This is a genomic window from Caloramator mitchellensis (genome assembly GCF_001440545.1).
GTDB classification, from domain to species: domain Bacteria; phylum Bacillota; class Clostridia; order Clostridiales; family Caloramatoraceae; genus Caloramator; species Caloramator mitchellensis.
In genome coordinates this window covers 134178-156720 of record NZ_LKHP01000004.1, presented here as the reverse complement: position 1 = coordinate 156720, position 22543 = coordinate 134178, and the positions used below count along the sequence as shown (strand labels likewise).

Here is a 22543-nt window from a genome sequence, read left to right as displayed (position 1 = left end):
AAAAATTGAATTCGAAACATTCATGGAGCTATTTGTCCAAATTGACAAACAATTCAAGAAGTCAAGAAATCAAGTGAATGTCACTCAACTAACAGCAGCAGCCGTGTGTGATTATTGCAGGACGTCCGCCGCTTATTGTAATTTCAATGTCGCGGATAAAGGGCTTTATGTCCTTTTCAGCAACAAACTTTACGCCTTCAATTTCTACAAATTCATCAGAATCTTTTTGTTCATCCAGAACAATATCAAATACAGGGCCACCTCAGCCAAAGGCTATAATGTCGAATCTTAAAGCGTTCTTTCCGTTTTCAGATAGTATTTCCTTTATTTTTTCAGCTACATCTTTATTTAATTTTATATCCATTTATATTTCCTCCCTTAATATTTTTGTATTCTTATTTTATAACATATTTTAGATATAATAAAGTCGTGTAAAATTATTTTTTGTATTTAAAAAAACAATAATACTTATTTACAAATAAAATATTTGACATAAATCTGATTAGGGCATAGAATATTAGTATATTAGAAAATTCTTAAATAATGATATAGAGGTGAAACAATGAATAGGGATGAATTATTGGTTAAGATATTTAAGGCACTTGGACATCCTATTAGATTTAAAATAATCAAATACTTATTGGATGGGCCAAAATGTGTTTGCGTGTTAAATCAAGATATTGAATTTTCTCAGTCCAATCTTTCGCAACACTTAAGAATTTTAAAAGAAGCAGGGATTGTAGAAAGTGAAAAGGTTGGGTTGAACATTCACTATAGACTTGCGGATGAACAGGTTAAGAATCTGATTCATATAGTTCAAAATATAATCGAAAATAAATTAAAAAGATATGAGGAGGAATAATAATGGTTATCAAAATTTTAGGTTCAGGTTGTGCAAACTGCAGCAAATTAGAGGAAAATGCTAAAAAGGCAGTGTTAGAAACGGGGGCTAATGCTGAAGTGATTAAGGTTGAGGATTTCAAAGAAATAATGAAATATGGTGTTATGAGGACCCCTGCTTTAGTTGTTGATGAAAAGGTTAAATCATTTGGTAAGGTTTTAACTGTTGATGAAATAAAAAAATTAATTCAAGCTTAATTAAGTAAATATTGGAGGAGTATTAGATGCAATTTTTCATACAAACATTTGATTGGCTAAATAATCAATTATTAAAAATGACTTGGTTATCAGATATTATTAAAATATTGATAAATAAGATATTTGGACTTTCAATAGAAAATAGACTGGGTGCTAGTATCCATTTTTTTATCTATGACACAATAAAGATATTTATACTTTTATCAGTCTTGATTTTTATGGTTTCATTTATTCAAAGCTATTTTCCACCTGAGAGAACAAAGAAAATATTAGGGGAAATAAAGGGTATAAAAGGCAATATATTTGGGGCTCTGCTTGGGACAATAACTCCATTTTGCAGCTGTTCAAGCATTCCACTTTTTATTGGATTTACATCTGCAGGGCTGCCTATAGGAGTTACATTTTCATTTTTGATATCTTCACCTTTAGTAGATTTAGCTTCTTTTTTGCTATTAATGTCATTTTTTGGAGCCAAAATTGCATTTGCATATGTTATAGTAGGACTTGTGCTTGCGGTTATCGGAGGAACTTTGATTGATAAATTAAATTTAGAAAAATATGTTGAAGGATATGTTAGAGAAATTGAAAATGTAGATGTTGAATTGCCCGAAATGTCTTACAAAGATAGAATTGACTTTGCTAAAGACCAGGTAAAACAAATTGTGGGTAGGGTTTGGATATATATACTTATTGGTGTTAGTATAGGTGCGGCTATTCACAACTGGATTCCGCAATCTATTATAGAAAAATTAGTTGGCTCAGAAAATCCATTTGCCGTTATACTTGCTACGATAGTTGGGGTTCCAATGTATGCTGATATATTTGGAACTTTACCAATTGCTGAGGCTCTTTTAGCAAAGGGAGTAGGAATAGGAACCATTCTTGCTTTTATGATGGCTGTTACAGCACTGTCACTGCCGTCGATGATTATGTTGAGCAAAGTAGTTAAAACAAAATTACTTGCTATTTTTGCTGCGATTGTAACTTTAGGCATTATTCTAATAGGATATCTATTCAATATGATTTCTTATTTGTTTATATAATAATTTTATTAAATAGGGCGGGAAAATAGATTTTTCCTATAGCCCTTTTTTATTTGATAAAAATTTGTTAATTTATACATTAATTAATTAAAATAAATTAAATTATGTGTTAGAATAGAAAAAAAGGTGGTGGTTATGTGAATTTAAAAAACGTAGTAGAAATTGCAACAACTATTGGTGAAATGCTGCTGTCTTCTGGAGCTGAAATATACAGAGTAGAAGAATCGATGAGTCGAATTGCGAAATCATACGGCTATGAATTTGAAAGTTTTGTAATGCCAACTGGATTTTCAGCGACAGCAAAAAATATAAAAGGCGAGGTAATCACTTGTGTCAAAAGAATAAAGAACAGAACAGTTGACCTCCACAGGATTGAGTATTTAAACGATTTATCAAGAAGAATAGAATCAGATAAACCTGGATATGAAGAAGTTTTAAAAGAGATTGAAAAAATTAACAATATACCCTATTTCAAATATTGGTTGAGGATACTGAGTTCAGGATTGGTCGCATTATCGTTTACACTTCTGTTTAATGGTAATATAATCGATGCAATAATAGCCTTTATCATAACCTGCGCTATTTATATAACAAAAAACAGTATTTCAAAATTAGGATTCTTTCAATTTTTAGAGTATTTTATATCAGGTTTTTTGGCGGCAATGCTCTCGCTAATTTTAAAAAATTTTATTTACTCAATACATGTCGATAAGGTAATAATTGGCTCTATTATGATATTAGTTCCCGGGATTGCAATGACGAATGCAATAAAAGATGCACTTTATGGAGATATAATATCAAGCTTTGCAAGATTTGGAGAAGCATTATTTATAGCTGCGGCAGTAGGAGCTGGAGTAGGATTTGCATTAACATTGGGAATAGGATGGGTGATAGGATGAAGGAATTTTTACTTGCTTTTTTAGGCAGTTTTGCAGGAGCAGTTCTTTTTAATATAGAAAGGTATAACCTGCTTTGGGCAGGCTTATGCGGAGGAATTGCTTGGACAACCTATGAAATATTAATACATTCTTCTGGAAGAGCTGTCTATGCAACATTCATATCAGCTATTTTTGTTGGGCTTTTTAGTGAATTTATGGCAAGAAGAGCTAAAACTCCTGCATATATATTTTCAATCCCAGGAATGTATCCACTTGTCCCAGGAATTATGGCGTTTGACACAATATATCTATTAGTATTTGGAAAGATGGAGGATGGAATTAACAAAGGAATTGAAACTGCAGCAACAGCCGGAGCAATTGCATTCGGAATTATGCTTTCTTCAACGGGATATCAATTGATTGAGAGAATTTTGTATGAAATTTTTAAAAATAAAGCAAAAAAGTAAATTCCTCGCCAGAGGCGAGGTTATTTCAGGGGTTTTTATGAATCTATATTAAAGAGGGGGGGTAACAATTTATTTGGGGATGTCCCTTACAATTTAATGATATCAATAGATTATTAAAAAAGTATTTAGACATTGTGAACAAATTGTTAATTTATAAGGGGTGCTGCTATGTTAGGGAAATTAGGTTTTTATATTGTAAATGAAAACATAATAGAAATACAATTTGAGAATGGAGTTGGGAAAATAGAATTTATAAACGAAAACATTGTTAATTTTTTCTCACCATTAAAATATGAAAAACATTTTTCGCGAGCAGTAGAAGATTTAAAAAAGTCAAAAGTAGACTTTCACGTTATTAACGAAAAGAACTGTATTGAAATTGAAAGCAGTATTTTAAGAATTAAAGTCTATGATGAATTTAAGGTTGATATATATGACAACAAAGGAAATATAATTTGTGAAGATTATAAATACAAAAGAAAGCCTTTTATAAGAAGAGGAAACGGGAAAATCGCGGAAGGTGAAGGGATTAAGGTAGAAGAAAATTTTAGAAAACACAAAATTGAAATAGTAAAGAAGATGCTGGGAGATGAATACTTCTATGGATTTGGAGAAAAAACCGGTCATTTGAATAAGAAGGGATATTACTATGAAATGTGGAATACAGACGACCCAAAACCCCATGTAGAAAATTATACAGCCCTTTACAAATCAATTCCATTCTTTATAACAAAAAGAAACAATTTATCCTTCGGAATATTTTTTGACAATACATTTAAAACATATTTTGACATGGGCAAGGAAAATAGTGAATATTATTATTTTGCAGCAGATGATGGTAACTTAGACTATTATTTTATATACGGACCATCAATAAAGGAAGTTGTAATAGGATATACGGAGCTTACTGGTAAAACTCCTCTTCCACAATTATGGACGCTTGGATATCACCAATCAAGATGGAGCTACTCGCCAAAAGATAGGGTAATGGAAATAGCAAAGCTTTTTAGGGAAAAAGATATCCCTTGCGATGTAATTCACCTTGATATAGATTACATGGACGGATTTAGAGTGTTTACGTGGGATAAGTCGGCTTTTGAAAATCATAAAAAAATGATTAAAGATTTAAAAAATATGGGATTTAAAGTGGTGACTATAATAGACCCAGGTGTTAAAAAAGACAGGGGATATAAAATATACGATGACGGGTTAAAAAATGGTTATTTTGCAACAGATAAGGATGGAATTCCTTATGTTAACGAAGTGTGGCCGGGAGAAGCGCTATATCCTGATTTTACAGATGAAAAGGTCAGAATGTGGTGGTCTGAAAATCAAAGAATAATGATGGAGGATGGCATTGCTGGAATATGGAATGATATGAATGAACCTGCATCCTTCAAAGGGCCATTGCCAGATGATGTTCAATTTAAGAACGACGGTAGACCAACAAACCACCTTGAAGTTCATAATGTATATGGACATTTGATGTCTAAGGCTACATATGAAGGAATCAAAAAATATACAAATAAAAGGCCATTTGTCATTACAAGGGCTTGTTTTGCAGGAACACAAAAATACTCTACTATTTGGACAGGTGATAATCACAGCTTCTGGGAGCATTTAAGAATGGCAGTTCCAATGCTTTTGAATTTAGGATTATCGGGTATGGCATTCTCAGGAACAGACGTTGGTGGTTTTCAGTTTGATGCAACTGGAGAACTTTTGTCAAGATGGGTTCAGCTTGGATGTTTTACACCGCTTTTTAGAAATCATTCATGTATGCATACAAGAGACCAAGAGCCTTGGGCATTTGATAAACAAACAGAAGATATAAATAGAAAATATATAAAATTAAGATATAAACTGCTTCCGTATATTTATGATTTAATGTATCAGGCAGAATTTTATGGTCTGCCAGTTATGAGACCATTAATATTGCATTATGAAAATGACATAAATACATTTGAATTAAACGACCAATTTTTGTTTGGTGAAAATATACTCGTTGCCCCCGTATTAGAGCAGGGTAAAAATGTGAGAGCTGTATATCTTCCAGAAGGAAGATGGGTGGATTATTGGACAAAGCAAATACATGAGGGTGGAAAGTATATTTTAAAAGAAGCGCCACTTGATATTTGTCCTATTTTTATCAAAGAGGGAAGTGTAATTCCAAATTATGAGGAGCAAAACTTTGTTGGTGAAAAGCCAAATAATATTTTGATTATTGACGTTTACCCTGGAAGTGGAGAGTATTATCATTATAAAGATGATGGAGAAAGCTTTGATTATAGAGATGGAAAATATAATTTATATAAAATAAGCATGCAAATAGAAAAAATATTAAGAATAGATATTTCAAAGGAACACGATGGATATACTGACTACGAAAAAATAATTTTTAAATTTAACAATTATGATGGAAAAGTATTAATCAATTCAAAAGAATATTCAGTTAAAAACTCTATATTAGAAATAAGCATGAACTAATATTCAAAAAAGCAAATTAGCCGGCAAAGCCGGCTTTTTACTTCATAGTCAATCTATATTAAAGGGGGGGATCAACTACATTTTTATAATAACAAAGTTTTTTTAAGAAGTTATTGAGATTTTGTTAAGAAAATGTTAATATTACATCATTCGACAACATTTTTTGCAAATATTAATCCGTAGTGATGCGGTGAAACTTCAATTTGTTCTGTCAATTTTAAACCTAAATCTTTCATTAAATCTATTACATAATAATCGGAAATCCTATGCTCAACAGGAGGACCATAATTGGTATCAATCTTCTTCCATTCTATTATAAAAATCTTACCATTCGACTTTAACACTCTTTTTATTTCTTCTATTAATCTTTTTTTATCTTCAATTTCGTGTAAAACATTAGATAAAAGGGCATAATCAACAATACAATCATTAATTGGGATTTCGTATTCTCTACTTAATTTAAACTCAATATTTTCAACATCATGTGCTCTTTCTTTAGCATGGTCGAGCATTTCCTGCTGGATATCAATTCCTATTGCTTTTCCATTTGAAAGAATTTTTGCCGCGGGAATTGTGAAATATCCAATTCCACAGCCTATATCAAGAAATGTGCCGATTCCTTTTAGTTTAAGACCAAATTTTTCAAGCGTCTTAAACGGGGGCATATATTTTCTCCTCGTTGGATTATCAAGCTTTTCAATATGTTTTGGGTCAAATTTGTGCATCACATCGCCTCCTTTTGATACAATGTAATTATAGAGTATTATTAAATTCTTCTAATAAATTATGCGCAAGCTTTTTGAATGCTGTTGCTTGTGCGATAAGCGAAATAACAGTCAAGAAAACAAGAAGCCTTTGACCATCTTTTTCACTTAAATTTTTGTTATCTATAAGTTTCTTCAATCTTTTTTCAGTCTCCTGGCTTGTTTCTACAAAATTTTTCAAAGTTTCCCTTTGCAAATCAGTAAAAATCTCATATGCAAATTCCCAGGTAATCAGGTCGTCTGATTTTTCGTTGATTTTGTTAAATGCAAGATTAAATACGTTCTTTATTTCTTCTGTAGTAAGAATAGGGCGCATGTAATTAAGAAGAATTAACTGAATTAAATGGTCCTTAGAATAACCTCTTTTTTTCCCATCCTCAGGTTTAGATATAACTTCACCTTTTATATAATTTTGAATTATATTGCTGGTATATTCTTCGTTTAACTTATTGTTTAAAAAGTCAGTAACCTGGGATAAAAACAAGTCATAAGGTGGGAGCTCATCAATGCCTATAATAGCCTTTTTTGAAATTTCCCCAGAAAGCTTTATTAACGTATCTGATAAATTTTTCATTTTTATCCCTCCAATCTATATATCTATTATAAAGTAATTTTAACCATATTACAAGATAAACAATCTAATTTAATATGATTCTAAAAACAAAAAAATATTTAAAAAATGAAGAAATATAATGAAAAAATTAGATATAATGAGTTTTGATTTATATAAATGACAAAAACGCTTATAATAATCCCAAAACAAGATAATATTAACATTGTAAAATAGTATTTAATACCATATAATAAAGTTGTGATAAATGATAAGGGGTGAGTAAATGAGAAAGAAATTTTTAAGCCTTCTGATTTTGTTGACTATTACTTTGACATCTGTGTTAAGTCCTTTCTTAGATATTGTTAATGCAGCACCAAAATCCAGCGGAGGTGGATTTAAATCTGGTTCTTTTAAATCCTCGACATTTAACAGCGGCGGATTTAAGTCAGGCAGCTTTAAATCAGCACCAAAATTTAATCTTCCTATTCCAAAAACTTATCAAAAAAAAAGCAGTGGCTCCAAAAACTATGTTCCGATACCATTTCCGTTTGGGATGTGGGGAAGTCCATTTAGAACATTTTACGCAGGCTATGCACTTTTTAGTGTAATAGGATTTATTTTTAAACTGTTACTCATTTTATTTGTTTTATCAATAATTTTAAAAATATTTAGAAGGTAAGGAGTGGTTTAAATGGGTATTTTACAAAGAATGTCAAACATTTTCAGGGCAAAGGCTAACAAGGTGATAGACGAAATCGAAAATCCAATTGAAATTTTGGACCAAAAGATAAGGGACATGGAGCAGAGCCTAAACAACGCAAGAATTTCTGCAGCAGAGATACTTGGAAATGTCCATGAAATCGAGAAAAAAATCAACATTGCTAAGCAAAACGCTAAGGAGTTTGATGAGAAGGTTAAACTTGCCCTCTCAAAGAGAAATGAAGAACTTGCAAAGAAGGCGCTTGAAAGAAAAATTGAAGAGGAGAAGAATCTAAAAAGTTTAGAAGCAAGCTATGCAGATGCGTCCAAAAAGGCAGAGATGATAAAGTCAAAGCTTAAAGAGCTTGAAGGGGAAATAGAAAGGACAAGAAGATATAGAGATGAGGCAGCAGCAAGATACAACAATGCAAAGGCTACCGAAAAGGTTAATGAGATAATACTAGATATAAAGTCAAAAACAAACAATATAAGCATAGATGAAATTGAAAGAAAGATACAAAGAAAAGAAGCTATAGCAGAAGGATTAGAGGATTTAAGAAACGATTCATTGGATAAGGAGTTTGAATCTTTAGAAAAGATTGACCTTGATTTGGAGCTTAAAAAATATAAAGAAAATTTAGGGTGATAAAATGAAAGCTCAAGAATTTTTGGATAAAGAGAAAGAAAAATACGGAAAAATTTACTCAGATATATCATTTGCAATTGATAATATATCCCCCTTTTTAGATACAAGGGAGCTCAAAACGAGGAAATATTCCTCCTTTCTCCCTGTCTTGAAAAAATATATTGATAAAATTGAAGTGGCAGAGAGTAATTTAAATAAATCAGGCATCTTTTCAATTTTTTCAAATGGAAAAATTATTGATGAGCTTGAAAAGTTTAAATTTGAATACAAAGAAGAGTTAAGACAGCTTGAAAAATGTGTAAATTGTAAATGTCTAAACTGTTCTATAGGATGTAAGTTTGACGGATGTTTAGGATGCAGAGAGGGGTCAAATGTAGTATCCTGCGACCATGAAAAAATAAATGTAAGATTCCATGATAATTTTTATCAGGAACTTTTAAACGAAAAATCAGGCAAGAGAGAAAAGTATAAGGTTTTAGCTACACTTATGGATGCAAAACAAAACAGACATTACATTATCATAGAAGGAGTGTTCTCAAAGGATAAATATGTTTTATATTACTATCCTGATATAGATGAAGATAGATTTGGAGAAATAAAAGATGAGCAGGAATTTGATTATATAGTAGAGACTTACCAGTCGGTTGAAAGATAATCCCCCCCTTTTATATATTAAGCTACCTCAATTTTGGGGTAGCTTAAGCTATTTTGTTGCTAAAACTAATTATTAAAAGTAAAATATAATTTATAAAGCTTACATTTAAGAAGGTGATCATTTGAAGCTTTGGGGAGACAAAAGATATAATTCATTAAACAACTTTTTAAGGCAAAAATTTGGAGAAAAGGTGTTTAAAATATCGCTTGATGCGGGATTTAGCTGCCCTAATAGAGATGGAACTGCAGGATATGGAGGATGCCTATTTTGTAGCGAAAGAGGTTCAGGCGATTTTGCAGGAACAAAAGAAAATTTAATTGAACAGTTCTATGAAGTTAAGGATATGATGAATAAGAAATGGAAGGAAGGAAAATACATTGCATATTTTCAAGCCTTTACAAATACATATGCACCAGTAGAAGTGTTAAGAGAAAAATACGAGGCAGTTTTAGACATTGAAGGGGTCGTTGGGATTGCAATAGCTACAAGACCCGACTGCCTTCCTGAGGATGTATTGAACCTTTTAGAGGAAATAAGCAAAAAAACTTATCTTTGGGTGGAACTTGGACTTCAAACTATTCATGAGGATACTGCAAAACTTATTAATAGAGGTTATCCACTAAAAACCTATATAGATGCAGTTGAAAATTTAAAAAAGAGAAATATTGATGTTGTAACCCATGTAATACTAGGACTTCCAGGTGAAGATAAGGAAAGGATGCTGCAAACTGTTAATTTTGTTGCACATACTGGCACAAAGGGAATTAAGCTGCACCTATTGCACCTTATGAAGGGAACAAGACTTGTAAGACTATATGAACAAGGAAAATTAAGCTTTCTATCTATGGATGAATATGTCGATTTAATTGTAGATTGCGTAGAGAGACTACCAGAGGACATGGTAGTGCATAGATTAACTGGAGATAGCCCAAGAAACCTGATAATAGAACCTCTATGGAGTCTTAAAAAATGGGAAGTTCTGAATGCAATCGATAGAAGATTTGAAGAAAGAGACACCTGGCAGGGAAAATATTTGGAGTAATGGGGGAGTTATATGAAGGCAGCCTTTGAGAGTTTTTATAAAATTAATGTTTATTGTGAAGAAGCCAATAGAGTCGATTGGTCGAATATTAGAATCTTACAGGAAAATGAATTTATAGATATCAGCATTATAAACAAGAAAAAGGATTATTGTGAATTGGTTTTAGCAGAACCTGTGTATATTAAAAAGAAAACATATCTTTTTGCAGAAAACAGTAAATTTGAAATTTCATACTCTAATTTATTTAAGAGCCAAGAATTTAATGAAAAATACTTCTATGATGGATTTTTAGGTGCGAGAATTATAGATGGGAAAACTGAATTTAAAGTCTGGTCTCCAGTTGCGACATCAATAAACGTTCTTTTGTATAAAAATGGAGACCCACTTATTGAAGAAACACCTATTATTATTCCACTACAAAGTAAAAGGGGAGTGTTTTCAGCATTAGTAGAAGAAAACTATATTGGATATTACTATACTTATCAGGTTGAAGCATACGGAAAGATTGAAGAGGTTGTTGACCCATATGCAAAGGCGGTAGGAGTTAATGGATTAAGAGGATGTATTATTGACCTTGAATCAACTAACCCTATTGGATGGGATTTGGATAAACCAATAGAATTAAAAAATTATACAGATGCTGTAATTTATGAAATTAGCATTAGGGACATATCATCAAATGATAACAGCGGCGTTCAAAACAAGGGGAAATTTATTGGACTTTTGGAGGAGTCAAAAACAGCAAAGGGAGTCAAAACAGGACTTGAACACATCAAAGAGCTTGGTGTTACACATGTTCAGATACTTCCAATGTATGATTTTCACTATCAGAGTGTAGATGAAAGGGACCAGTTTAGAAAATACAATTGGGGATATGACCCTCAAAATTATAATGCCGTAGAAGGAAGTTATTCAACAAATCCATATGATGCAGCTTTGAGGATTAAAGAACTTAAAGAGATGATTAAAAAATTTCACCAAAATAATATAGGTGTTATAATGGATGTAGTATACAACCATGTATATGAATACAAAAGAAGCAATTTTGAAAAATTAGTTCCAGGCTACTATTTCAGACATGACAGATTTGGCAATGTGTCAAATGGAAGTGGTTGTGGAAATGATGTAGCGTCTGAAAACAAGATGACCAGAAGGTTTATCATCGATTCTGTAACCTACTGGGCAAAGGAATATCATCTTGATGGGTTCAGATTTGACCTTTTAGGACTTTTAGATATTGATACAGTTAACAGCATTTATGAAGAACTTAAAAAAATAAACCCCAATATAATAGTCTATGGAGAAGGTTGGGATTTAAATACTTACCTTGAAAATGATAAAAAGGCGACGCAATACAATGCATATAAGACTCCTAAAATAGGGTATTTTAATGATGTAATAAGAGATGCTGTCAGAGGACATACATTTGAAGCAGATAAAAAGGGGTTTGCAGGCGGAGGAGAAGGAAAAGAACTCGAGATAAAAAGGTCTGTTGTAGGTTTAATCAATTATAATGAAAGTTTAAAAGGACCTTTTATATTCCCATCACAGTCTATAAACTATGTATCCTGCCATGATAACCATACTCTGTGGGACAAAATAAATATAACAAACAAAGAAGATTCAGTGGAAGAAAGAATTAGAGTTCATAAATTATCACATGCTATTGTATTAACGAGTCAGGGAGCATCTTTTTTACATTTGGGATGTGATTTTTGCAGAACTAAGCATGGCCATGAGAACAGCTATAACCTTCCCGACAGCATTAATTCAATTGATTGGGATAGAAAGTATGAATTCAGAGATGTTTTTGAATATATTAAAGGGCTTGTGAAACTTAGGAAGGAGCATCCAGCTTTTAGAATGTCATCTGCTTCAGAAGTAGTTAAGCATATAATTTTTTTAGATTCGCCTGAAAAATGTGTTGCTTTTATGATACATGACCATGCTAATAATGATATTTGGAAGGATATACTGGTAATTTATAATTCAAACAAAAGCACAGTTGAAATAAAAATACCAAACGGTGTTTATAACGTTGTTGCTGATGGCAGATTATCAGGTGTAGAAACACTTTATAGAATTTACGGCGATAAGGTTAAGGTAGCACCAATAAGCTGTATTGTAGCATATAGATAACAAAATAATATACAAATGCATAAAAATTTGATATAATAAAATATAGAAAAGGCTTTCTATTAGAATGGGGGATGGAGTATGAATATTTTAGTAACAGGAGGAGCAGGATATATTGGCTCACATACAGTTAAAATGCTTAATAAGATGGGTAAAAACGTTGTTGCCTATGATAATTTGGTCAAGGGACATAAGGATGCAGTAAAATGCGATGTATTTGTCAAAGGAGATATATTTGATAGTGAACTATTAGAAGATACAATTAAAAAATATAACATAGACTCGGTTATTCATTTTGCAGCCTATAGCTTAGTTGGTGAATCTATGGAAAAGCCAATGATGTATTATAAGAATAACGTTGAAGGAACTTTAAATTTACTTGAAGTTATGCTTAAAAATGGAGTGAAAAATTTAGTCTTTTCATCAACAGCAGCAGTGTATGGAGAGCCTGAAAGAGTTCCAATAACAGAAGACCTTCCTAAAAATCCGACAAATGTGTATGGAAGAACAAAACTTATTATGGAAGGTGCAATGGAGGATTACTCAAGAAGTTATGGATTAAATTATATTGCGCTAAGGTATTTTAACGCATGTGGAGCAGATGAAGAAGGCGATATCGGAGAGGACCACAATCCTGAAAGTCATCTGATACCTTTAGTTTTACAGGCTGCTCTTGGGAAAAGAGATAGTATAAAGATATTTGGCGATGATTATCCTACTAATGATGGAACATGTATAAGAGATTATATACATGTTAATGACCTTGCTATGGCGCATTACCTTGCTCTTGAAGCTCTTATCAATGGACACAAATCAGATGTTTACAATCTTGGTAATGGAGTAGGATTTTCAGTTAAGGAAATTATTGATGCTGCAGAAGAAGTTGTAGGTCACCCTATAAAACGAGAAATAGTTTCAAGGCGTCCAGGGGACCCTGCAATACTTATTGCAAGTTCAGAAAAGATAAAAAATGATTTAGGCTGGAAAACTAAATATACAGATATAAAAGAAATAATAAGAACAGCATATATTTGGCATAAGAATAATCCAAATGGATATGATGATAAATAAAGCCTGGAATTATCCAGGCTTTTAATTTTTATGGGTTTGAATGAAAACGACAGAATTTGTCAAAAATCTTTAATCAATATCGAATTATGAATTAAAAATTGCAAAAAGTTAAAAAATTATATAGAAATATTGCAACAATAATGTTATAATTATTTTAGAAAAACCTAAAAAATATGTTGGAGGTATTTTCATGAAAAAAATACTTATTACAGGTGCACTTGGACAAATAGGCTCAGAACTTACTATGTATTTAAGAAGACTATACGGAGATGCTAATGTTATTGCAACTGACAAGAATCCAAATGGTCCAGAAAAGGTATTAAAATCAGGTCCATTTGAAGCTGTTGACGTAACAGATGCAAATAAGCTTGCAGAAGTTATTAAAAAATATAGCCCAGATACAGTTATACATCTTGCAGCAATTCTTTCAGCAGTTGGTGAAGCAAAACCTGAACTTGCTTGGAACGTAAATATGAATGGTCTTTACAATGTTTTGGAAATTGCAAGAGAAATGAAACTTGCAGTTTTCACTCCAAGCTCAATCGCAGCATTTGGACCAAGCACTCCAAGAGTTAAAACTCCACAGGATACAATTCAAAGACCAACTACTATGTATGGAGTAACAAAGGTTGCAGGAGAATTATTATGCGATTATTACTTCCAAAAATATGGAGTTGACACAAGAGGTGTAAGATATCCAGGACTTATATCATATGATACTTTACCTGGTGGAGGAACTACGGACTACGCAGTTCATATATACTACGAAGCAATTAAGAATAAAAAGTATACCAGCTATATTAAACAGGGAACATACATGGACATGATGTATATGCCAGATGCGCTTGAAGCTATAGTTCAACTTATGGAAGCTGACCCAACAAAGCTTGTTCATAGAAACGCATTTAACATAACAGCTATGAGCTTTGCTCCTGAACATATAGCCGCTGAAATTAAAAAGCATATACCTGAATTTGAAATAGACTACAACGTTGACCCAGTAAGACAATCGATTGCTGATTCATGGCCAGATTCATTAGACGATTCTGCAGCAAGGGAAGAATGGGGATGGAATCCTAAGTATGACCTTGCGTCAATGACAGTGGATATGCTTGAAAAATTAAGAGAAAAATTAAAATAATAAGGTGCCTCTGGCACCTTTTGCTATTTATTTTAACAAAATAATTCCGATATATTATTGAGAATATATTTCGGAGGCAGTAGTATGAAAAGACTTTTATTAATTTTACTAATTTTGAACATGTTAATATCGAGCAGCTGTAATACAATAAATAATGTTATAAATAAATTTAAGAAAAACACAACAAATACGAAGACAACGCAACAAACAACTACCCAAACTTCAAATCAAAATACAAATAAACAAACTCAAAACAATACGGTTGAGCAAACTCAGAAAATTGATATTGCAAATGAATACAGTATCTTAAGAAACGACATGGAATTGCAAAGGCTCAATTCTGTTAAAATGGAAAACGAAGCAAAGGAAAAAATAAGATTAAATTTTGTAAATTCAAAAAGACAGAACATAAATTCCTTAATACAATCTAAAAAGGATTATATAACAAAAATGTATAAGAATATGGAAGAAAATGCTAATGCAGAATATAAATATAAGATTGAAAAAATAAAAAGCGATGCTCAAAATCAGAAAGACAAATTAAACAAGTCTTCGCAATATTCCGATGACCAGAGTAAGTTAGAAGAGCAACTGAATAAAATAGAACAGGATAGAATCGATAAAGAAGCAAAGGCAAGAGAAGAGTTGAACAATAAATTATATAATATAAAGATTCAAAGGGATGCTGAACTTATGAACTTGAAAAACAAACAAGCCGAAATTGAAAAATTACTGAAGGATTATGAAAACAGCATTAAAAACGCAAAGGATTTAAGAGACAAGAATCAAACACAATATAAAACATCTATAAACGCAAAATATGATGTGCAGTTTAATGAGCTGAAGTCAAAGAAAGTAGAATCAGCGTTTAAGTGGAAGGATTTAATAAACAAGGAAAATCAGGAACTTGTTGAGATGTATTTAAAAGAGGACAAGGCCTACGACGAAACAGTTATGCAGCAGAATCAGTGGTTAGAAGACCAGATTTCAAAATATGTATCTTCGTTGCAATAACTAATATTTAAGCCAATAAAATTACAACACATTAAATATGAATTAGATTTTTTTAACATAATTTTAGCCCATGAATGATTATTAAAGAAACCTCTCATAAACCCTAGCAATTCAAGTATATTGGTGCAATAGACAAAACCACAAAAATCATTCATGGGACTAGACAGGATAATTTATTCTTTAATTTGTATTCTAATTTGTTCAATTCTCTTTTCATCGATTTTTTCAACCGTAAAGACTATATTTTCATATTGAACAATTTCGCCTTTTTCTGGTATATTTCCTATTAAATTAAGGACAAATCCCCCGATTGTGTCGTTATGCTCTGCAGGGAGCTTAAGGTTTAGCATTTCATTTACTTCATCTATGCTTACGAGTCCATCAATTATATATGTATTGTTATCAATTTTTTGAAAATCTTTTACATCCTCATCATATTCATCAGCTATATTTCCTACGATTTCCTCAATCAAATCTTCGATTGTTATTATTCCTGAAACTCCTCCATACTCGTCAATTAAAATAGCCATATGATTTTTACTTGCCTGCAATTCTCTGAACAGGGTGTCTATTTTTTTAGTTTCAGGAACAAAATAAGCAGGTCTCAACAAATTTCTTATAGAGATATCCTCGAGTTTCTTGCTTGCCATTTCGACAAACAAATCCTTCATATATAAAATACCTACGATATTATCTATCTCACCATCATACACCGGAATTCTTGAATATTGTTCTTCTATAATCTGATGAATAATATCTTCCAGCGGTGAGTTAACATCTATTGCAAAAACAGCTGTCCTTGGAGTCATAACTTCTTTAGCAAGAGTGTCATCGAACTCAAATATACCATCAATCATTTCCTTTTCCGTTTCGTTTAATACTCCATTTTCCTCACCAACGTCAATCATCATTCTTATCTCGTCTTCTGTAACCTTTTCTTCAACATATGCTGCTTCAACACCAAATAATTTCGCAAAAAAGTTTGTTGAAAGGGTTAATATTTTTACGAAAGGGGATGTAATCCTAGAAATAAATAATATTATTCCAACCACAGCATATGCTACCTTTTCAGGATTCTGAAGAGATAGCCTTTTGGGAAGCAGTTCTCCCAATACAAGCGTCATGTAGGATATAAATAGTGTAGTTAAAACAAGTGAAATTTGGTCAGCAAAAGGAAAATTAATACTTTTCAAAAAAGCCGCAAAATAGGTTGATATGCTGACAGCAGCTGATGCGCTGGCTAAAAATCCAGCAAGTGTTATACCAACCTGAATAGTGGCAAGGAATTTGCTCGGCTCTTTTAATAGCTTCTGTATTAAAAGAGCCCTGTTATCTCCCTCTTGAGCTGCCATAGTTATTCTATTTCTATTTATTGATATTATTGCAATTTCTGATGCAGCAAAAAAACCATTTATTATTACCAGCAAAAGTATAACCAAAAAATCAAAAATCAATTGATAACTCCGGGTCATATATTTGTCCCCCTTAAAATTGCAATATATATGTTATTATATGTTAATTTAATTTTTTTCAATAAACTTTTTTCTATATCCATAATCCTTTGAAATTGGTCTTCCTATACTGTTTATTTTTCCGGATATACATCCAAAACAATGTGCAGGTGTATCGTTTACGCATATTTTTCCTGGATAAAGTGCGTATAATTTTCTATATTCTCCTTCTGTGACATTTGGCATAACAACATTAGCTCCGCTTTGAAGAGCAATTAACCTTCCATTTCTATTTAATGTCTCCATAGCAGTTGTAGCAGGTATATTAACATCGGGTAAAAGCAGTCTTGTAAGTGCCATGACCTTTAAACTAAGCTCAAATGTTCCTCCATCTTCATCCTTTAAAGGAGTATCGGGATTTGGAATAAAGGGTCCAACACCAATCATATCGGCATCAAGGCTCTTAAAAAACAATATATCATCAGCAAGTGATTCAATTGTTTGGCCAGGAAGTCCTACAAGACATCCTGTTCCAACCTCAAATCCAAGCTCCTTTAAATCTATGAGACACCTAATTCTATTCTCATGGCTCATCTTTGGGTCAAGACTTTCGTATAAATTTTTATCCGTCGTTTCAATTCTCAAAAGATATCTATCTGCTCCGGCTTCCTTATATGCCTTATATTCATCATATGTCTTTTCACCTATGCTAAGCGTTATAGCAAGGTCCAATTCCTTAATTGATTTAATAATATATCTCATTCTTTCTACATTGAAGTAGTCATCCTCACCCGATTGCAATACAACAGTTCTATAACCTAAATTCCTTGCGTTTCTTGCAAAATTAATTATCTGTTCAGCATCGAGTCTGTATCTTTCAACGTTTGGATTATCCCTTCTCAAGCCACAATATAGACAATTTTGTTTGCATATATTAGAAAATTCAATAAGACCTCTTAAATGAACTTCTTCACCTACGTATTTGCTTCTAACTCTATTTGCCGCTTCAAATATTTCTTTATCAAACTCGTCTGTGCTAAGTAGTGCAACTAACTCGTCCTTCGTCAGCATATGCGTTTCTTCAGCCTTTTTAATCAAATCTAACAAAAATACCACCTCGAAAAATATTATTTTAACAACTTAATTATAATATATTGTGATAAAAAATAAAACAAGAAAACAATTATTTGTCGAAAATTATCAAATGTATAAAATTTAACAAAATTTATGGTATAATAATCTATATTGAACAAATTGAAGAAAAAATAAGTCAAAATAATAAAACGTTGGGGTGAGGATATGACAAAATTTAAAAAGGCATTAACACTAATTTTATCTTTAAGTATATTATCTACAAATATAGCATATTCAAAAATAAAAACAAATGAAAACGAAATAAAAAATATAGAGATTTCGAAGGGCATTAATTATATAAGAAAATATGTTGAATCCACTGACCGAAAAAATATGTATATATTAACTGCAGACTTAAGTAATAAAGGAGTTGGAATAATTTTTTCAAAGGCAAAGGACAGAGTAAAAAAATCCGAGACTCTAACGGGGCAAATTGAGAGGGAAATACTAAAGGGAAACGATGTTGTGGCAGGAATCAATGCTGATATGTTTGAAATGTCTACAGGATTCAGCACAGGACCGCAAATAACTAACGGGGAGGTTATGACCGGATTTTCATCAAGAAGCGAAGAAAATATTTACCCTGTGTTTGGAATAGATATTAACGGCAAACCATTTATAGATAAAATACATATGCAGGCAAATTTATCTGTTAATGATGAAAAAAATATTGCAATAGATAATTTAAATAGAGAAAAATTCAAAGAGTCTTTGATATTATTAAACTACATGATAAACGATGAAAGAAAAATAGATTATAAAGACTATTATCAAAATGGGGCATTAACTCTTGTAAAGGGAATAAATGAGCCAATTAAACTTGGAAAAGAATACGAAGGAACAGTAGTGGATTTAGGAATTGGGAAAAAAGAAATAATAATACCAAAGGATGCAGTAGTTATAGCAAGCCATGGTAAAAAGTTCAACTGGGTAAAGGACAACATAAAGGTCGGAGACAAGATAAAATTTAAAATTGATTTTGACAAACAAGGTATTGCAGATGTCATTGGAACCTATACTCAAATAGTAGACGACGGAAAGGCGCTAACCTCACAAGACATGATAAAAAATGGAGCAAATTCCAACCATGTGAGCTCAAAAAGAGCAAGAACAGCTATTGGAATAACTTCTGATAATAAAGTGGTTTCAGTTGTTATAGATGCAGGCGTAAATGAAGGATATTCAAGCGATGGAGCAACTTATGCAGAACTTGGAAATATATTAAAAAGTTTAGGTGCATATGATGCAGTTGTGCTTGACGGGGGAGGCTCTACCCAGATGAATGTTAAATTTCCTGGTGAGTCGACTTTAAAAATTGTAAATAAATTGTCCGATGGACGTGAAAGAGCTCTTACAAATGCAATATTGTTTGTTAATAAAACTCAACCTTCCAAGATACTTGAAAAAATAGTTTTTGAAAACAGTCAATTACTAGTATACAAAAATACTAAGACAGAATTAAAGATTAATGGATATGACACTAACTATCATAAAGTGGATTTAAGCAAAGCTATAATTAATTGGAAGGTCGAAGGCAATATAGGAAAAGTTCAGAATGGTGTCTTTATTGCATCAAATAAAGCGTCTAATGGAAAAATTACTGCTGAAATTTCGGGCAAGAAGTCAGTCGTGGATGTCACAGTTGTTGATAAAGTTTCAGAGATTAAAATAGCAGAAAATGGCCTATTACTAAAATCAGGAGATACAAAGCAATTTAGCATAGTAGCTAAATACAATGGTAAAACGCTGCAAATTCCTAACGAAAAAGTTTCATGGTCAGTTTTAGGTGGTATTGGAAGCATTAGTTCAAAAGGACTTTTTAAAGCAAATAAAAAGGGAACAGGGCAAATTATAGCAAAATTGGACGACAAAATGGATAAAGCAAGCGTTTATGTAGATTTAGATGAGCTGTTGATTGATGATTTTGAACATAACGATAACAGCAGATACTTAGCCGAAGGTTTATTAAACGCTGATGCTGTTATTACAAATGAAAAATCAAAACAGGGTAAATATTCATTAAAGACTGTATTTGATTTAAACGAATGGGATAGACTTGACAACTTAACTGTTAATACATGGCCGACGCTTGTTGATAAAAACGATAATAATATAAGTTCTCAATATATGTCCTATGTAAAACCACAAAAAATTTCTTTCTGGGCTTACGGTGAAGGAATAAACGGAAATGCTTATATAAACATATTAGATGGAAACGAAAATATACAGAAAATAAATTTAAATTCAAAGATAGAAAAGGGGAAATGGACATATATTACAGCGGATATACCGGATGTTACACTGCCTATTACCTTCTTGAATATCGCATTTACCGAGAGTGATAAAGCACTGACCGGAAGGGCTAATATTTATATAGACGATATAAAATTTATTTATAACGATATAAACGACCATAACCCACCACAGTTTACATCCTTTAAGCCAGGCAATATATATAGCAATAAAGGCAGAATTTCTGTAAAGGTTTTAGACGATAAATCAAAAATAGATGAAAAATCATTAAAGGTAAAAATTGATGGGAATATAGTTAAACCAATCTATGATGCTGAAAACAATATAATATATGTAGAAGCAAAGGACCTTGCGGCAGGAAGTCACACTTTTAGTGTAATTGCGGCTGATACAGCGGGAAATGTGTCAAAGGAGATGCAATACACATTTAATGTTATTTTAGAAGAAGACACTAAAGCTCCTGTTATTTTAAATGTTTATCCAGTTAAGGACGCAAAGGTGTTAACTAACTATCCTAAAATTTCATTTAAAATTGTCGATGATAAGTCGGGAATTAGTAAAAATGACATATTTGTTTTTCTAAATTCAAAGCAATTAAAGGTCTATTATGATGATGATTCAGGTTATGGTTATGCACTACCAGCTGCAGAGCTTTTAGAAGGGAATCAAACTCTTACAATATATGCAAAAGATAAAAAGGGCAATGTCTCAGATGTTTATGTTACTAATTTTGTAGTGAACAACTTGAGACAGCCAAAATCAAATGAGTTCACTATAGACGTATTTGCAGATACGCATACAAAATATTATTTGAATGAATTGTTAGACTCATCAAGCAAAGGAACGTCCGATTTGATTTTACATGTAGGCGACATAGTTGACAGCAACAATAAGGATGAATGGGATGGTGTAAAGGAGACTTTAAGCAGTTATAGTAAACAAATAATCGCTGCAGCAGGAAACCATGATGTGATAAACGGAAGTGATAACTTTAATTCATATTTTGGTGGTTTATCACAGGTATACAATTATGGGAATACGATTATTATTAAGTTGGATAGCTCTATAAATAATTCGATAAAAGATTCAGACCCTACGCAATATGAATTTTTGAAGGAAATATTAGCAAAGAATAAGAAGAAAAATATCATCATAATGACTCATATTCCAACAAGAGATTTCATAAATAAATCCTATTCATTAAAAGAAGAGGATAGAAAGCTACTTGAAAGCATATTAGTAAACTATAAATCAAAGAATAAGGATAAAAATATATTAGTGATTTCTGGACATCAGCATATATTTAAAACTTGGACTACAAATGGCATCAATTATCTGATTTCAGGAAATGGTTCAGGTAAAAAATATGCTAAGATGGAGGATGGAGGATATTTGAGCTATACAAGGCTATCAATAGGTAATTCAATTGTTATAAAGAATATACCAATTATCGAGAGAATTGGTATAATGAATAAATTTAATGAACCTTTGAATAAAATTTACTTATCAAGGGGGATGTCAAATGAAATTTTGGCTGCTGTTGATTTTGCCTATGGAAGTTATAACAACATAATGAATTCAGCCTATTTAAGAAATGTTGATGTTAAATGGGAATCTGAAGATTCAAATATAGTTGCTGTTTCAAATGGAATCTGTTATGCAAAAAATATTGGAAATACTTATATTAAGGTGACAATCGGGGATATAACAAGAAGAATTCCAGTTGAAGTAACTGAGCAGGTAAAGGAATTTACCAGCATTGGTTTCAAAGATAGCCTGTTAAAAGTTGAAAACAATAAAACCTACAATCTAAATTTATACGGTTTTGACTTATATGGAAATGCTCATTTGATTGATACTAGCAAAATAAAATACGAGATGAAGGGCAAAATTGGAACAATAAAACAAGGCAAAATTACTATTAAAGCAAAAAAAGGAGCTAAGTCAGTAGTTACGGCTACCTATGGTAAGTTAAAAGCTACAATTAATCTTGAAGTAAGATAAAGGCTGC

19 protein-coding genes are annotated in these 22543 nt (G+C 31.9%); 15 read left to right on the top strand and 4 right to left on the bottom strand.

The window, feature by feature from the left end; all coding sequences use genetic code 11:
- The first annotated feature begins 562 nt into the window (after window positions 1–562).
- The 6 genes from ABG79_RS04940 (at window position 563) to ABG79_RS04915 (ending at window position 5973) form a co-directional block, all read left to right on the top strand.
- Window positions 563–862 (top strand): ArsR/SmtB family transcription factor, encoded by a 300-nt coding sequence (locus tag ABG79_RS04940; protein ID WP_057977755.1) that lies wholly within the window; start codon window positions 563–565, stop codon window positions 860–862.
- Window positions 863–864: 2 nt separating this feature from the next.
- A complete protein-coding gene (locus ABG79_RS04935) occupies window positions 865–1098 on the top strand; it encodes a thioredoxin family protein (RefSeq protein ID WP_057977753.1) in 234 nt (77 codons plus the stop codon).
- A gap of 26 nt (window positions 1099–1124) precedes the next feature.
- Window positions 1125–2141 carry a permease gene (locus tag ABG79_RS04930; protein ID WP_057977751.1) on the top strand — a complete coding sequence of 339 codons (1017 nt, stop codon included), beginning with the start codon at window positions 1125–1127 and terminating at the stop codon, window positions 2139–2141.
- 137 nt (window positions 2142–2278) lie between these two features.
- Complete coding sequence (locus ABG79_RS04925; RefSeq protein ID WP_057977748.1) at window positions 2279–3040, top strand: threonine/serine exporter family protein; 762 nt, start codon at window positions 2279–2281, stop codon at window positions 3038–3040.
- Window positions 3037–3486 (top strand): threonine/serine exporter family protein, encoded by a 450-nt coding sequence (locus ABG79_RS04920; RefSeq protein ID WP_057977746.1) that lies wholly within the window; start codon window positions 3037–3039, stop codon window positions 3484–3486. The genes ABG79_RS04925 and ABG79_RS04920 overlap by 4 nt, the downstream gene beginning before the upstream one ends.
- Window positions 3487–3654: 168 nt before the next feature.
- Window positions 3655–5973: a glycoside hydrolase family 31 protein gene (locus ABG79_RS04915; RefSeq protein ID WP_057977744.1), complete on the top strand. Its 2319-nt coding sequence runs from the start codon at window positions 3655–3657 to the stop codon at window positions 5971–5973.
- A gap of 146 nt (window positions 5974–6119) precedes the next feature.
- Here ABG79_RS04915 and ABG79_RS04910 read toward each other — a convergent pair whose 3' ends face one another.
- Window positions 6120–6698, bottom strand: a complete 579-nt coding sequence (locus ABG79_RS04910) for a class I SAM-dependent methyltransferase (protein ID WP_057977742.1) — start codon at window positions 6696–6698, stop codon at window positions 6120–6122.
- A gap of 28 nt (window positions 6699–6726) precedes the next feature.
- The gene (locus tag ABG79_RS04905; protein ID WP_083490344.1) at window positions 6727–7311 is read right to left on the bottom strand and encodes a DUF1836 domain-containing protein; all 585 of its coding nucleotides are present in this window, start codon (window positions 7309–7311) and stop codon (window positions 6727–6729) included.
- A 262-nt stretch (window positions 7312–7573) separates the two neighbouring features.
- Between ABG79_RS04905 and ABG79_RS04900 the strand changes: the two genes are divergently transcribed.
- The 8 genes from ABG79_RS04900 to ABG79_RS04865 all read left to right on the top strand — a co-directional run bounded on the left by ABG79_RS04900 (window position 7574) and on the right by ABG79_RS04865 (window position 15694).
- Complete coding sequence (locus tag ABG79_RS04900; RefSeq protein ID WP_057977738.1) at window positions 7574–7969, top strand: hypothetical protein; 396 nt, start codon at window positions 7574–7576, stop codon at window positions 7967–7969.
- 12 nt (window positions 7970–7981) lie between these two features.
- Window positions 7982–8635, top strand: a complete 654-nt coding sequence (locus tag ABG79_RS04895; RefSeq protein WP_057977736.1) for a PspA/IM30 family protein — start codon at window positions 7982–7984, stop codon at window positions 8633–8635.
- Between the two features lie 4 nt (window positions 8636–8639).
- Window positions 8640–9290, top strand: coding sequence for a hypothetical protein (locus ABG79_RS04890; protein ID WP_057977735.1), 651 nt, complete (start codon window positions 8640–8642; stop codon window positions 9288–9290).
- A 121-nt stretch (window positions 9291–9411) separates the two neighbouring features.
- Window positions 9412–10332 (top strand): tRNA modification radical SAM protein MnmL/YtqA, encoded by a 921-nt coding sequence (mnmL, locus tag ABG79_RS04885; RefSeq protein WP_057977733.1) that lies wholly within the window; start codon window positions 9412–9414, stop codon window positions 10330–10332.
- A gap of 12 nt (window positions 10333–10344) precedes the next feature.
- Window positions 10345–12471: a type I pullulanase gene (gene pulA / locus ABG79_RS04880; RefSeq protein WP_083490343.1), complete on the top strand. Its 2127-nt coding sequence runs from the start codon at window positions 10345–10347 to the stop codon at window positions 12469–12471.
- Between the two features lie 78 nt (window positions 12472–12549).
- Window positions 12550–13539: a UDP-glucose 4-epimerase GalE gene (gene galE / locus ABG79_RS04875; protein WP_057977731.1), complete on the top strand. Its 990-nt coding sequence runs from the start codon at window positions 12550–12552 to the stop codon at window positions 13537–13539.
- A 190-nt stretch (window positions 13540–13729) separates the two neighbouring features.
- On the top strand, window positions 13730–14680 hold the full coding sequence (locus ABG79_RS04870; RefSeq protein WP_057977728.1) for an L-threonine 3-dehydrogenase: 951 nt from the start codon (window positions 13730–13732) through the stop codon (window positions 14678–14680).
- 84 nt (window positions 14681–14764) lie between these two features.
- Complete coding sequence (locus ABG79_RS04865; protein WP_057977726.1) at window positions 14765–15694, top strand: V-type ATP synthase subunit I domain-containing protein; 930 nt, start codon at window positions 14765–14767, stop codon at window positions 15692–15694.
- Window positions 15695–15867: 173 nt separating this feature from the next.
- Here ABG79_RS04865 and ABG79_RS04860 read toward each other — a convergent pair whose 3' ends face one another.
- Together ABG79_RS04860 and hydE are read right to left on the bottom strand one after the other, a co-directional pair.
- The gene (locus tag ABG79_RS04860; RefSeq protein ID WP_057977724.1) at window positions 15868–17166 is read right to left on the bottom strand and encodes a hemolysin family protein; all 1299 of its coding nucleotides are present in this window, start codon (window positions 17164–17166) and stop codon (window positions 15868–15870) included.
- Between the two features lie 48 nt (window positions 17167–17214).
- On the bottom strand, window positions 17215–18252 hold the full coding sequence (gene hydE, locus ABG79_RS04855; RefSeq protein ID WP_083490342.1) for a [FeFe] hydrogenase H-cluster radical SAM maturase HydE: 1038 nt from the start codon (window positions 18250–18252) through the stop codon (window positions 17215–17217).
- Between the two features lie 192 nt (window positions 18253–18444).
- Between hydE and ABG79_RS04850 the strand changes: the two genes are divergently transcribed.
- Complete coding sequence (locus ABG79_RS04850) at window positions 18445–22536, top strand: phosphodiester glycosidase family protein (protein ID WP_057977722.1); 4092 nt, start codon at window positions 18445–18447, stop codon at window positions 22534–22536.
- The last annotated feature ends 7 nt before the right edge of the window (window positions 22537–22543 follow it).